This is a genomic window from Priestia sp. FW507-14D1A, assembly GCF_058781295.1.
Window position 1 is genome coordinate 512,508 of the sequence record NZ_JBYSWQ010000001.1, and the last position, 14,002, is coordinate 526,509.

16 protein-coding genes are annotated in these 14,002 nt (G+C 39.9%); 7 read left to right on the top strand and 9 right to left on the bottom strand.

All coding sequences use genetic code 11. From position 1 onward, the window contains the following. The first annotated feature begins 62 nt into the window (after positions 1–62). On the top strand, positions 63–491 hold the full coding sequence (locus AC3WJG_RS03090) for a hypothetical protein (protein WP_025750030.1): 429 nt from the start codon (positions 63–65) through the stop codon (positions 489–491). 21 nt (positions 492–512) lie between these two features. On the opposite strand, the gene sigH is transcribed toward AC3WJG_RS03090, so the two are convergent. The 4 genes from sigH to AC3WJG_RS03110 all read right to left on the bottom strand — a co-directional run bounded on the left by sigH (position 513) and on the right by AC3WJG_RS03110 (position 2,869). Next, positions 513–1,163, bottom strand: a complete 651-nt coding sequence (gene sigH / locus AC3WJG_RS03095; RefSeq protein WP_013058500.1) for an RNA polymerase sporulation sigma factor SigH — start codon at positions 1,161–1,163, stop codon at positions 513–515. 384 nt (positions 1,164–1,547) lie between these two features. Continuing rightward, positions 1,548–1,703, bottom strand: a complete 156-nt coding sequence (locus AC3WJG_RS03100; protein ID WP_162837669.1) for a DUF3934 family protein — start codon at positions 1,701–1,703, stop codon at positions 1,548–1,550. Positions 1,704–1,780: 77 nt separating this feature from the next. Continuing rightward, on the bottom strand, positions 1,781–1,981 hold the full coding sequence (locus AC3WJG_RS03105) for a cold-shock protein (protein ID WP_013058502.1): 201 nt from the start codon (positions 1,979–1,981) through the stop codon (positions 1,781–1,783). Between the two features lie 327 nt (positions 1,982–2,308). Further along, positions 2,309–2,869, bottom strand: coding sequence for a histidine phosphatase family protein (locus AC3WJG_RS03110; RefSeq protein ID WP_028409799.1), 561 nt, complete (start codon positions 2,867–2,869; stop codon positions 2,309–2,311). A 97-nt stretch (positions 2,870–2,966) separates the two neighbouring features. Here AC3WJG_RS03110 and AC3WJG_RS03115 point away from each other — a divergent pair, with 97 nt between their 5' ends. Next, the gene (locus AC3WJG_RS03115; RefSeq protein ID WP_028409798.1) at positions 2,967–3,641 is read left to right on the top strand and encodes a hypothetical protein; all 675 of its coding nucleotides are present in this window, start codon (positions 2,967–2,969) and stop codon (positions 3,639–3,641) included. Positions 3,642–3,681: 40 nt separating this feature from the next. Here the strand turns inward: AC3WJG_RS03115 and AC3WJG_RS03120 are convergent, their stop codons facing one another. The 3 genes from AC3WJG_RS03120 to AC3WJG_RS03130 all read right to left on the bottom strand — a co-directional run bounded on the left by AC3WJG_RS03120 (position 3,682) and on the right by AC3WJG_RS03130 (position 6,991). Continuing rightward, positions 3,682–3,795, bottom strand: coding sequence for a YjcZ family sporulation protein (locus AC3WJG_RS03120; protein ID WP_075419294.1), 114 nt, complete (start codon positions 3,793–3,795; stop codon positions 3,682–3,684). A gap of 372 nt (positions 3,796–4,167) precedes the next feature. Then, positions 4,168–5,556, bottom strand: a complete 1,389-nt coding sequence (locus AC3WJG_RS03125) for an amino acid permease (RefSeq protein WP_028409797.1) — start codon at positions 5,554–5,556, stop codon at positions 4,168–4,170. A 40-nt stretch (positions 5,557–5,596) separates the two neighbouring features. Beyond that, positions 5,597–6,991 carry an amino acid permease gene (locus AC3WJG_RS03130; RefSeq protein ID WP_060747217.1) on the bottom strand — a complete coding sequence of 465 codons (1,395 nt, stop codon included), beginning with the start codon at positions 6,989–6,991 and terminating at the stop codon, positions 5,597–5,599. Between the two features lie 532 nt (positions 6,992–7,523). Here AC3WJG_RS03130 and pruA point away from each other — a divergent pair. From pruA to AC3WJG_RS03145, 3 genes are all read left to right on the top strand, one after another. Continuing rightward, complete coding sequence (pruA, locus tag AC3WJG_RS03135) at positions 7,524–9,092, top strand: L-glutamate gamma-semialdehyde dehydrogenase (RefSeq protein ID WP_060747216.1); 1,569 nt, start codon at positions 7,524–7,526, stop codon at positions 9,090–9,092. A gap of 72 nt (positions 9,093–9,164) precedes the next feature. After that, a complete protein-coding gene (locus tag AC3WJG_RS03140; protein WP_025750035.1) occupies positions 9,165–10,079 on the top strand; it encodes a proline dehydrogenase family protein in 915 nt (304 codons plus the stop codon). A 172-nt stretch (positions 10,080–10,251) separates the two neighbouring features. After that, positions 10,252–11,055: a YwqG family protein gene (locus AC3WJG_RS03145; protein WP_337134576.1), complete on the top strand. Its 804-nt coding sequence runs from the start codon at positions 10,252–10,254 to the stop codon at positions 11,053–11,055. 61 nt (positions 11,056–11,116) lie between these two features. Here AC3WJG_RS03145 and AC3WJG_RS03150 read toward each other — a convergent pair whose 3' ends face one another. Next, on the bottom strand, positions 11,117–11,644 hold the full coding sequence (locus AC3WJG_RS03150; RefSeq protein ID WP_337134575.1) for a YcxB family protein: 528 nt from the start codon (positions 11,642–11,644) through the stop codon (positions 11,117–11,119). A gap of 172 nt (positions 11,645–11,816) precedes the next feature. Between AC3WJG_RS03150 and AC3WJG_RS03155 the strand changes: the two genes are divergently transcribed. Beyond that, entirely contained in the window at positions 11,817–12,203 is a 387-nt protein-coding gene (locus AC3WJG_RS03155) for a VOC family protein (protein WP_060747213.1), read from the top strand. Between the two features lie 26 nt (positions 12,204–12,229). Here the strand turns inward: AC3WJG_RS03155 and AC3WJG_RS03160 are convergent, their stop codons facing one another. After that, a complete protein-coding gene (locus AC3WJG_RS03160) occupies positions 12,230–12,382 on the bottom strand; it encodes a hypothetical protein (RefSeq protein ID WP_337134574.1) in 153 nt (50 codons plus the stop codon). Between the two features lie 190 nt (positions 12,383–12,572). Here AC3WJG_RS03160 and spoIIP point away from each other — a divergent pair, with 190 nt between their 5' ends. Beyond that, the gene (gene spoIIP / locus AC3WJG_RS03165; protein ID WP_025750039.1) at positions 12,573–13,757 is read left to right on the top strand and encodes a stage II sporulation protein P; all 1,185 of its coding nucleotides are present in this window, start codon (positions 12,573–12,575) and stop codon (positions 13,755–13,757) included. The last annotated feature ends 245 nt before the right edge of the window (positions 13,758–14,002 follow it).

Consider the following 14,002-nt stretch of genomic DNA (forward strand, 5'->3'; position numbering starts at 1 on the left):
ATATTTACATGCACCTGCAAACTCTGTTAAAGAAGACGAAACACTATGCGGGAGGCTGGTATATGTTTTCACTGCGCGGCGATGCTCATAAAGTCTACCTTAAACTGAAAAAAGCAGCTCATCAAAACCAAAACGCAGAAGAAATTGATGAATTAGCGGAAATGGAAGAAATCCGGCAGCTTTACCTTACGCTCGAAAGCGCTACTTTGCGAAAAGTGTATTACCGAATGACTAAAGAAAAAAACGGCTCCGGCGTCATTCCCATCCTTGTTTCTGCTTTGCCTTGGCTCTTTTTTTTATTTTCGCAGCGGCTGCAGCAATTTTTATTTAAAGACGGCAGCTGGCTTTGGATTATTTTTGTGGTGCTGTATGTTTTTATTCTCATTCCAAGCGTGTTTCTTCATTTCCGTGAACAATCGTGGGCTTCTGTTCATATTGAAATTATTCAAGACATTTTAAAAGACCGTGAAAAAGAGCCGAAACCCCTTTGAGGTCCGGCTGTTTTTTACCTATTATGAAATAGCTTGTCTGCTTTCTACGTCTCGACCTAACTTTCTTTTGATACGCTGCAGCGCGTTGTCAATTGACTTGACGTGCGTATTTAATTCTTTCGAAATTTCAGCGTATGAATGGCCGTCCATATACAGCGTCAATGCTTTTCTTTCCAATTCACTAAGTGTTTCCGCAATTTTTAACTCGCGGTCTTCCACTTTTTCTTGATGAATCAGCACCGCTTCCGGATTAGCAATTTGATCGCCAGGAATCATATCCATCAGCGTATAGTTTGATTCTTCATCATACAGAGGCTTGTCCAATGAAATGTACGAATTTAACGGACCGTGCTTTTGACGAGTAGCCGTTTTAATCGCCGTAATGATTTGTCTTGTGATACATAACTCCGCAAACCCTTTAAAAGATGTTAGCTTGTCTTCGTTAAAGTCGCGAATTGCTTTGTACAGTCCAATCATTCCTTCTTGGACGATATCTTCTTTTTCAGCACCAATCAAAAAGTATTTTCTTGCTTTACCCCTCACAAGATTTTGATACTTATTGATTAAATACTCCAATGATTTTTCATCTCCGCTGTGAACCATTTCAACCAAAACATGATCTTCTAACATAGCATAATTTTGAACTTTTTCAATTACGATGCCTACGCTCACTCATATCCCCCCGTTACACTTAGTTGAGTTTTGATGTGTTCTAAACTGATGCATGATCTACTTGTTACGACGCTACTGCAATACGGTCCAGAAACGTAAAAAGCGTACAGGTAAACTGTCGCTTTCCTCTCTCACTTTATGCTCCCCTGCATCTTTCTATAATCTATTATAAAGAAGTATAACCGATAAAAATCAAAAAGGTTGTCGAAATATGAAAGTGTTTGCAAAAAAAATCAATTTTTATAGAAAATTCACACAAATCACTTTATTATTTCATATAGTGACAGCAATCTGTCAAAAAAGCAATAAAAAAATAATTCCATATGAAATAAACTTACTCAAGCAGAGTAAGTCGAAGTTGCAGATGATACTGCGCATATAGGATTAGTTGCCTTCCGGCTTATCAGCATTTTTTGTTCCCTTGCTTTTATAAGGCTTTGCATTTTTCTTCTTTTTTGCACTCGCCTGCCAGCGGTTCCACCCTTTTTTGCCGGTGCCTCGCCCCGTGCCGCCTTTACCTTTTGCTTTACTCATACGTATTCCTCCGTTACCTGCGTGTTTGTTACAATAAAAAAAGACCCCGTCCAAAGTCGGAGTCTTTTTTGGATTGCATAAAATTATGCTTTTACAACGTTAGCAGCTTGTGCACCGCGTTGACCTTGCTCGATGTCGAAAGTCACTTTTTGACCTTCATCTAAAGATTTGAATCCGTCGCCTTGAATTGCGCTGAAATGTACGAATACATCTTCTCCGCCTTCAATTTCGATGAAACCGAAACCTTTTTCTGCATTAAACCATTTTACTGTACCTTCAGTCATACTATTTCCTCCAGTGGTGGAATTACTCCACGCATATATTACTACCCTTGCTCAATCGTACTATTTCCAGATAAAAATTTCTATTGAAGAATATTTCTCTTCTTTCAATTTCATACCGAACAAAAATAATTAACCTTAGTGTAACATATCAATTTAGAAATAGCAAGCTCCTGTTCTAAGACAGACTTCAACCTAATTATGTATCTGCTAAAAGCCTACAGGACAGCTTTGAGGCTACCAACATTTCTGGATTGAGATGGGGCATGAGGTTCTTGTATTGAGCTAAACTTATCATCTGCACAAATGTACAAAAAATCTTTTATTTCATTAATTTGTTTTCTGCTCACTCCAAAGCCTTGTAATGGAAACGTTCTTCTTTTGAAGATCGATTTGATATACATCAGGATTTGTTAAACGCGACCATTCACCAAACCCAAATTTCGGATCAAAATATCTGAGGATTAACGTCATCAAATTGCCGTGCGTAACAAACAGAGTTGTTTTCTGTTTTTCATTCATTACTTCTTTAAACAGCTCTAAAACACGTACCGTGGCTTCTTTGGTCGATTCTCCTCCGTCTACCTTAAAGTCTATGTCATCAAAAGTTCTTTTCAATACTTCTATCCAGTTGAAAAGAGGCTGTCCGCTTAAACGCCTTTCTTCTAGCCTTTTATCTATATGAAGAGACAGACCGGTATCTTTTGCATAAGGTTCAATTGTTTGAACGGCTCGTTTGTACGGGCTTGAAATAATTTTATCAATGGGATAACTCAGCTTGTTCAAATAATACATTAACTGCTGGGCTTGCTGTATGCCTTGTTCCGTCAGTGATGCTTTTGCTTCTTGCCCTTCTGCTTCACAATGCCTAACTAATAAAAAAGTTTTCATTCATCTTCCCTCCAGGCGTAGTAAAATAACCATTAATTACAAAATAAGATAATAATAGTATATAATGATACGTGATTTATAGCTAAGGAGGAACAACATGATTCGTGAACGATCACTTTTGATAAAAGGACTCACCTTTTTACTAGCCGTTTTTATTTTAAACATCCCTTTTCCTAACTCAACGCCGCTCAGTCATTCTGTCTTTTCTTTTTTAGGTCTTCCCCTCTATGGAGATGAAGAAACAATGACGGGAATTCAATATGCTAGCAATGCGTGGGGAATTATACTTTTACTTGGTCTTTTTGCCCTTTACAAAAGTTTAAATAGGCATCGTTTGAAACTAACGATGTTTGCTGCGTTTATTGTCATATCGGGTCCTGGTCATATGGTTGAAGCGATGCAAAAGACCGTATTACCAGGTATGTATGCCGTTTCTTACGATGTGGAAAACAGCATTTGTACATTTGAGAGAAATAAAAAAGAAACCGTATTAACAGGCACCTGTGACCTTTCATTTGAAAATCACAGCTCAAAACCCGTTACGTTTGAAGTAGCACTGGATGAACGCTCCTATTTTAAAGAAGATACCCCTTTTTTAGTGATGATGAATAAACCTAAGCTTCATACTGTTACGTTGGAACCAAAAACGTATCAAACTGTCGAAATCACTTCATCTGTCAAAGCAGCAGGATTTCCTTCTAAAATCTTTATGGGTGAAGTAAACGGCTTTCACGTCAACATTTATCAAAACGGAAAAAAGCGTTATTTATAAGCATAGAAAAAGCCCTTATAGGGCTTTTGAAATGAGTGAATTACCAGCCAAAGCCTCCGCCGTAGCAGCTGCAGCCGATGATCACTAATAAAATAAACAATACAACTAATAAAGCAAAACCAGATCCATGACCATATCCAGGGTTTCCAGACATACGAACACTTCCTTTTCTTTAAATACTCTTTCCTCAAGAAAAACGCCGCTTGCATTTCACTTGAGTTGGATTATCTTATGCCTAAACGCGCCCTTTTGACTCTGGTTTTTTCTTTTTTCTTTTTCTTTCTTGCCATGCACCTCATTAATAAAAGAAGAAAACAGCCTAAGAAAAGCGCTGACTTCGGTTCTTCTCCTCTGTCCAAAAGAGATTAAGGCATAACGAAATCAATTCAATCTAAAGACGAACAAATGAGATACATAAGCTGAAACTTACGTTCACCATATCAATAAAAAAATCCGAACGCGTTTCATTCATCGTTCGGATCTTCTCCTTAAACTAAAGTGCTTTTCAGCTCTCTTACAAAATCATTTATTTCACTAGCTTACGTCTTTCAGAAGACCGTACTTCCGTACGTTTACCGATACCTAGTACATAGTAGCTCAGCACAACAATAGCTAAAAAGATAATGCCGACAATCAGCGATATGCGCGTTTCATCATTAAACCACATGCCTACAAGCACCATCAATAAAAACGCGATTGTTACGTAGTTCGTCACGGGAGCAAAAGGCATTTTAAATGGATGTTGGTCCATCGCCGCTCCTTTTGCTTTTCGAAAACGAATTTGACTGATAAGAATCACAAACCACGGAATCATACCTGGAAGCACGCTCGCACTGTACACATACACAAAAACGTTTGGCGGTGCAATATAATTTAAGACAACGCCCGCAGCTAAGCCAAGCATCACCGCCACGGTACTATAAATAGGCACACCGTTTCGAGAAACCTTTGTAAAAAAAGCCGGAGCCTGACCGTTTACACCTAGCGTGTAAAGCATACGTCCCGCACTGAAAATTCCGCTGTTGCACCCAGACATGGCCGCTGTGATGACAACAAAGTTGATAATGCCCGCCGCTGCTGTAATTCCTACTTTAGCGAACGTAGAAACAAACGGACTGCCGAGTGAATCCAGCTCGTTCCACGGATACACCGTTACAATCACAAAGATGGCGCCGATATAAAAAATTAAAATACGCCAAATTAAGCTTTGAATTGCACTTGTTAACGTTTTTTTAGGATCTTTTGCTTCTCCTGCTGTAATTCCAATAAGCTCTACTCCTTGATAGGCAGCAATAACAAGCGACAAGGCAAAGAAAAAGCCGGACCATCCGCCTGTAAAGAAACCGCCGTTTGCCCACAAATTCGACAGGCCAAGCGCTTCGCCGCCGTTTCCAAGACCGAAAAAAATAAGGCCAAGACCGGCAATAATCATGAGAACAATCGTGACAATTTTAATCATTGCAAACCAAAATTCAAACTCTCCAAACGATTTCACCGAAATTAAATTGGCCCCACCAAGAATGACCATGGCGACAATTCCCGGAACCCACGCCGGTAAATGCGGGAACCAGTACTGCATATAAGCTCCGACTGCAATAATCTCTGCCATGCCCACAATCACCCATTGAAACCAGTTGCTCCAAGCCGTGATATAACCCGCTAACGGATGAATATATTTATGACCGAATGTCGCAAACGAACCCGTACTTGGCTCTAAATAAAGCATCTCACCCATTGCACGCATAATAAAGAAAATAAAAACGCCGCAAATAGCATATGCAAGCAGGACGGATGGCCCCGTCCATTTAATAGTGCTTGCTGAACCCATGAATAACCCTACCCCAATCGTTCCTCCAAGAGCAATCATTTGGATATGACGAGATTCAAGCCCTCTTTTTAACTCTTTGTTTGCCAATTTACTTCCCCCTAGCCCCTCGTGATGATTTTCTCTTCTATTAAGAAATTCTTTTATTCCCCTGTCCTGATAGGGAACTATCATCTTTTTTCTTTTTCACAAAGAAGTATGAACATACCACAAATACAGCAATCAGCAGCGTGAGATAAAACTGAGTGCGAAGTGAATCAATAAATGCCATCGCAATAAAGATACTTGTGATTGCCGCAATCGTTCCATACGTTAAATAAGGATACAGCCACATTCTGATTTTTAATGCTTCCGGCTTTTCTTTTTCGTATTTCTTTCTCATGCGAAGCTGTGAAAAAGCAATAACAAGGTACACAAGAAGCGCTACGCCTCCCGATGCGTTTACTAAAAATAAAAAGATTTTATCAGGTGAAAGATAGTTAAAACCAACGCTGATGTAAGAGATCACGGTACATCCTACAATGGCATTAAACGGAATGCCTTTTTTACTCACCTTCAAAAACATGCGCGGCGCGTCTCCTTTTTGCGCCATTGAGTACAGCATACGAGAACTCGTGTATAGACCTGAATTTAAGCAAGACAAAACAGCAGTCAGTACGATAAAGTTCATAATTTGAGCCGCTGCCGGAACGTTTACCAGCTCTAATATCGAAACAAACGGACTTTTCATCAAGCTTGAAGAATCCCACGGAAGGATCGTTACTAAGATTAAAATAGACCCAAGATAAAAAAATAAAATACGATAAATAACGGTATTTGTTGCGATGGTGATTGCTCGCTCAGGCTGAGCCGATTCTCCAGCGGCTGTTGCGACAATTTCTGTTCCCATAAAAGAAAACATGACAATCGCCACTCCTAAAAAGACGGAGCTGATTCCATTTGGAAGAAATCCGCCTCTATGAAGAAGGTTCGATGCTCCCGGAGACTCTACTCCCGGTATTAAACCGAGGATGATCGCTCCTCCTAAAAGTAAAAACAGCACTAAACTAACTACTTTAATAAGTGAAAACCAGTATTCAAATTCACCAAATGATTTAACAGAGTATAAGTTCGTTAACGTTAATAAAAACGTCAGGATGAGACTAACGCCCCAAGACGGTAAGGACGGAAACCAATATTGAATAATTGTTGACCCGGCAATCGCTTCAACAGCAATAACAATTACCCAGAAAAACCAGTATAGCCAGCCGATTGTGTAGCCAGCCCACGGTCCAAGTGCTTCTCTGGCATAGGTCGCGAACGAGCCGCTTGAAGGATTAGCCGTAGACATTTCCCCCAGCATTCGCATCACTAAAATCACCAGCAAACCGGCAAACGCGTACGAAAAAATGGAACCAGGACCTGCTGCGTTAATGAGTGATCCGCTTCCAATGAACAAACCGGCACCAATGATTCCTCCTAAAGAAATCATGGTTATGTGTCGAATTTTTAATTCTTTTTTTAACTCAGGCGGTTGATGACTCATGTTAAAATCCTCCTCATAAAAACCGTCATTTAAAGAATTACACGTTCTTCGCATCGCGCGTTAAATATGTAAGCCCTTTCAATACTGTGGACAACTAACTGCCGTTTTCCTACCCTCCCTCTATCTGTACATTCAAATGAAGCCTTCACTTGACGAAAAAGACAGCTTCATTCGACAAAAATTACTTTTCGAATTATATGATAATTTATTTTGAACAACTTTGTCTATTGTTTTTTTGAAAGGAAGATCATTTTCATTTACTAACGATAAACTCTTTCTTTTATCGTAATTCTTTAGTTCAAAACATCTTTACTTCTGCTTACCTCTGTCCTTTATTGTGCTTTTTGTTCAAAATCACTATAAAAACGAAGAATTGATTGTTTATTTAAACAAAAGTGTTTATTTATAAAAATTATTGAACATTTTTGTTAAAAAACTATGTACAAAACGATAATAAGGTGATTATAATACAGGTATAGGGTGTTGGAATATTAATTATGTTTAAAATTTTCTAAAAAAAGGGGTAATGAAAATGAACACAATGAATATCAACGAAATCAAACAATACAAACACGAGCCTTTCACGGACTTTACGATTGCACAAAACAAAGATGCATTTGAATCTGCATTGGAACTTGTACAATCAGAGCTTGGCAAGGACTATCCTCTTGTAATTGGCGGAGAATTAATTACAACAGAAGATCAAATTCAGTCCATTAACCCAGCAAATAAAACAGAAGTTATCGGCCGCGTGTCAAAAGCAGATCAAGACTTGGCTGAAAAAGCTATGCAAGCAGCACTTTCTACCTTTAATACGTGGAAAAAAGAAGCGCCGGAAGCACGAGCAGATATTCTTTTCCGCGCAGCGGACATCATTCGCCGCCGCAAGCATGAATTTTCAGCTTATCTTGTAAAAGAAGCAGGAAAGCCTTGGAATGAAGCAGATGCTGATACAGCAGAAGCAATTGACTTCCTTGAATACTACGCTCGCCAAATGGTGCAGCTAAAAGACGGCGCGCCTGTTGAGAGCCGCGAAGGTGAAGAAAATAAATTCAACTACATTCCGCTTGGTGTCGGCGTTATTATTTCACCGTTTAACTTCCCGTTAGCGATCATGGCAGGAACAGCTGCAGCAGCAATCGTAGCAGGAAATACGGTTCTATTAAAACCGGCTAATAACACACCGGTTATCGCAGCAAAATTTGTAGAAGTAATGAAAGAAGCCGGCCTTCCAGACGGCGTACTGAACTACGTGCCGGGAAGCGGAAGCGAAATTGGTGACTATTTAGTAGATCATCCAAAAACACGCTTTGTTTCATTTACAGGCTCTCGTGAAGTAGGCTGCCGCATCTATGAACGCGCAGCAAAAGTACAGCCTGGTCAAATCTGGCTAAAACGCGTTATTGCTGAAATGGGCGGTAAAGACACGGTCGTTGTAGACAAAGATGCTGATTTAGATTTAGCTGCTTCTTCTATCGTGTATTCAGCGTTTGGCTTCTCTGGACAAAAGTGTTCAGCAGGCTCTCGTGCGGTTGTTCACCAAGACGTGTACGATATCGTTCTTCAAAAAGCAGTTGCGCTGACAAAAACATTAACAATGGGCAGCCCTGAAGATGTGAACACGTATATGGGACCTGTTATTGATCAGGCTTCTTTCAACAAAATTACAAAGTACATTGAAATCGGTAAAGAAGAAGGCCGTTTAATGACGGGCGGAGAAGCAGATGATTCAAAAGGCTACTTCATTCAGCCTACGATCATTGCAGATGTAGATGAAAAAGCACGTTTAATGCAAGAAGAAATCTTCGGCCCAGTCGTAGCATTCTGCAAAGCGCGCGACTTCGATCATATGATGGAAATTGCGAACAACACAGACTACGGCTTAACAGGTGCCCTTCTTTCAAATACGCCTGAGCACATCGAGCGTGCAAAAGAAGAGTTCCACGTCGGAAACCTTTACTTCAACCGCGGTTGTACAGGTGCCATCGTTGGGTACCAGCCGTTTGGCGGATTTAATATGTCAGGAACAGATTCAAAAGCTGGCGGTCCTGATTACTTGATTCTGCACCTACAAGCAAAAACAACAAGCACGACGCTTTAATACTCAGTAGAGCAGCCTTAGGCTGCTCTATCTTAAAACAACAAGGGATTTTTTCTATAGGGGGAGATATTTATGTTAGCAGAGGTATCTAAAAATGTGTTTCTTCACGCTTCCCAAAATAAAGCGCTAAACAAAGCGGCGAAAAAATGGGGTCTTCGCTTTGGGGCAGCTCAAGTGGTAGCTGGCGACACGATTGAACATGCGATCAAAAAAGTACGGGAACTGAATGAAAAAGGACTTGTTTGTACGCTTGATCATTTAGGGGAATTTGTTTCAAGCAGAGAAGAAGCTATCGAAGCGACTCAATATAATGTCAGAACGCTGGAAGCTATGGGGCAAGCCGGTGTAACGTGCAACTTATCTGTCAAAATGACGCAGCTTGGTTTGGATATTGACCGCAGTTTTTGCGTTGAGAACATGCGCCGCATTCTTGAAACAGCGAAAAAATACGATAACTTCGTCCGAATCGACATGGAAGACTATGCTCACTGTCAAATGACGCTGGATATTTTACGAGAGCTTCGCGAGACGTTTGATAATGTTGGAACGGTTATTCAAGCTTACCTGTTCCGCGCTGAACAAGACGTAAAAGAGCTAAAAGGCATTCCTCTTCGATTGGTAAAAGGCGCGTATCAAGAATCACCAACCGTGGCGTTTCAAGATAAAGCCCAAATTGACGAGAACTATATGCGAATTATTGAAGAGCATCTGCTGAGCGGGACATACACGGCTATCGCATCTCACGACCACAATATTATTGCAAAAGTAAAAGAGTTCGCTCACAAAAACAACATCCCGCGCACGCAGTTTGAATTTCAAATGCTGTACGGATTCCGCACAGATATGCAGCTTAGCCTTGCAAAAGAAGGCTATACAATGCGCGTATACGTTCCCTTTGGCAACGACTGGTTTGGCTACTTTATGCGCCGCTTAGCGGAAAGACCGCAAAACGTCGCATTTGCTTTAAAAGGTTTCTTTTCTAAATAAGCATTGATTTAGTAAGTTCCATAATGAAAACGCTATCATCTCTTTGTGCCCTTTGCGGATGCTTCTGCAAAGGGATTTTTTATACGATTTCTCTTCCCTTTTCGTGTGTATTACGCTAAAATATAAATACGAACAAACGTTCTTTTTATTCCAAACAAAAAGGAGAATACATATGAATCCTCTATCAAAATTAGAACTGCCTCCTAAGCTAGAACCTTACCGAAAAGAAATCGAACAAACATGTAAGCCTTATATCCACCTCCATACGGTCATGAACATTCCAAAATTATATGAAAGCAAGTTCGGCGGCAACCCTTATCTTCCTTTAGAAGCAAGTCATCCTCTTGATTCTCAGGGCAAGCCGATGCTCCTGATGGCACAAATCAATTTTTCTGAAGTTCCTTCCTATGAAAATATGCCCTTTCAAGGCATGCTTCAATTTTTCATTTGCGGAGCTGATAACGAAAGCACCGGCGATATGTACGGTCTTGATTTTGACCATCCTACGGCTCAAAAAGACTTTCGCATCGTTTTTTATGAAGACGTAACCACAGATGAAAAAAAGTTAACAACCGATTTTACGTATCTTGAAGACATTGACCGGGATATGTTCCCTATTCCTCAAGAAGTAGGCTTACAGTTTGAAATAAAAATTGAACCCGTTTCCCCTACTGACTATCGATATAATGATATAGAATCAGATTTATTTGAAGATGAAGAAACGGAAGAAATCTACTGGGATGAGCTTACGGGCGAGTATCATAAAATGGGCGGATACGCTTTTTTCACTCAAAGCGATCCTCGAGACTACGATGAAGCGCTGCGAGCATACGATGTTCTGCTTCTTCAATTCGCCATGGACGACGAAGCGGATATTATGTTTGGTGATGCGGGAGTGGCCAATTTCTTTATTAAAGAAGAAGACCTTCGCCACCGTAACTTTAGAGATGTTTTATACAACTGGGACTGCTGTTAAAAAAACGCCCTCTTAGAAAAGTGTCTAGGAGGGCGTTTTTTACATTATTATTATTTACTACTCAGCCTGTTTTTGCGTCTCTTGCAGCATTCAGCGTTTCTTTAAACTGCTGTAGCGCTTTTACATCTGTAAATGCGCTTGTAGGAATAACATATCCGCTCATTGCACTAACAAGGATAAAGATATGTTCATCGGTTTCTCTAATTTGAATGATGCTTGACCAAGGAGTCTTCACTTCTCCTTTTGAGCTTTTCTCTACCAAGCCATCTTCCGTAACCATCATAGTATGCTCACCCGTCAGACTGCTGTTATCTCCTTCATTTATTACCTTTACAATGTTCTTTTTAATACTTCCGTAAAAGTACTTCGGATAAAATAAAAACCACAGCACCGCAAGCAGTGCAAACGCTACGAACATGCCGAGTAAAAATTCTCCTTCAACCCACGAAACAAGCAAAGGAATAAGAAGAAAAATAAGCGACATCCATCGCTGAACTCTCAGCACTTTTTGTACTCTTTCCGAATGTTGAGCGTGATGCATGTTAAAAGCTACGTAATCCTCTTTTGTTAACGTATAGTGATATTCCATATTAATCTCCAATTCTCCTAAATAACAACAAAATAAAATATACCTCATTTGGTGTTATATGTATATAGAATAATAAGTTTTTCTTATGAAAAGTATCATATTTTTTACATTTATTTACACGTATACATCACGTAAACTTAACTAGTACTCTACTGTTTAAGGAGGAATGTTTATGACTTTTACACTGACGCATATTGATCATATTCAGCTAGCTGCACCACCGAATTCAGAAAGCAAAGCACGGCACTTTTTCGGAACTGTTCTTGGATTAACAGAAGTCGAAAAACCGGAAAGTCTAAAAAAGCGCGGCGGCGTGTGGTTTGAATTTGGTTGTTATCAGCTGCATATTGGTGTTGAACCTGCCTTTTCACCCGCAAAAAAAGCGCATCCAGGCTTTCACGTCAAAAATCTCCCTGAGTTCAAAGATCATTTGACTAGCTTCGGTATTTCTTTTATGGAAGACAAAAACATTCCCGGTGTCGAAAGAATTTACGTGGCTGATCCTTTCGGCAACCGAATGGAGTTCTTAGAGAGAGTGAATCTCCCTTTTTCTAACTGAATATTAGACAAAACAAGAGCTCTTATTTAAGAGCTCTTGTTTTCTTTTGGTCCTTCTTTTTGCTTTTCTTTCCACGGCATGTACAGCAACAGTCCCAGCACACAAAATGCCACGCCAAACATTGTTAAAGGAAATAAAAATGTATTAATAAAATGATGATAAACCCATGAGTCGTTCATCTAACCAGCTCCAATACGCACCGTTTTTTTACAGTATGCCCTAATATAAACTTTTTTATGTTGTGTTAAATATCATAGTTTCTATCATATTTCTATTTCTTTTTAATAGAGTAAATAGTAGATACATAACATTCTCCTCTTAGAGTTCTCATCCGCTGATTTCAAAATTTTATTAGAGGAGGTTTACTCTATGAAAAACAAGTTTACTGAAAAGCCTAAAAAGCTTTTTTGGATCCTTTCTTATAAATCATTAATTATCGCTATACTATTTGTTCTTTTAACATCAGCCGCTATTTTTACCGTCACGTATTCAACTCTTCAGCATACGCTGCGCTCGAACGTTGTCTATCAAGCACTATCAAATTATAAAGCACAAAGCTTGTTCTACTTCATGCATACGGAAAACCATCATTTCTCTCATGCCTTTGAAGAAGATTTCTCTCCGCCTCCTCTCTCTTCTGTCGCCCTTCAGCTGGCGACGAATATTCGCGTGGCAGATACAAGAAGTCTATTTGGATCAGAACTGCCCGGCTTTTCTATTTTTGATTCCCATATTCTATTAGCCGGTGAAGGAACGGATTATACCACGATTCCTCATGAATCGGCTCCTCCGCTCGAAAGCATTTCAGGCGAGCGTGATTTGGATCCTGCTGAAAGCAAAACGTACGAAGAAAGCAAAAAACAGTCTCAAACACAGGCCAAGCAAAGTACGGGAGACAGAAAAGTTGTGTACATCTACCACACGCACAGCTGGGAATCTTATTTCCCTTTACTTGGTATGCAAGGTGAAGCGAACGAAAATAAAGCAGTTGATAACAAAACCAACATCACGCTCGTTGGTCAAATGCTAGGAATGGAATTAAAAGCAGACGGAATCGGTTCGGAAGTAGATACAACCAATATGACGCAAAAGCTGAATGAAAAAGGCTGGGGTACAGGACGAGCCTATATGATGTCTCGCAGCGTAGTGGAAACAGCTCTTCAGCAAAACAAAGACGTCGATTATTTAATTGATATTCATCGTGATTCACTGCGCCAAGAAAAAACAACGGCTGCTATTAACGGCAAATCATACGCTAAAATGATGATTGTATTAGGTGAAGCGAATCCGAAATTTGATGAAAACGTGAAAATGGCTAAAGCGATTCATGAAAAACTAGAAGAAAAATATCCAGGCCTTAGCCGCGGAGTGTTAAGCAAAAAGAAAACAAGCGGCAATAACGGGCTATATAATCAAGACTTATCCGACCGCTCCATTTTAATCGAAGTAGGGGGCGTCGATAACAATATGGAAGAACTCACAAATACCGTCAAAGCTTTTTCTGATGTGTTCAGCGAGTATTACTGGCAAGCTGAAAAAGTGAATGCGCAGTAAACAAAAACTAGCTACCCCAGGTAGCTAGTTTTTGTTTTTATGAGAGTCACGCTTCTCCTCTTCTTCACACGCAAAGCACACCAGCTTCCCTTCAACAACCACACCATTTAAAAATCCCTCTAAACAGTATACGTTCTTTTGACATACTGTGCAGATTCCAACGTACTCTTTCACGACTTTCTCACTCCTTACATACGATTAAAAACCATAAAAAAAAAGCTCTATTAAAGAGCTTCTTTCCGTAC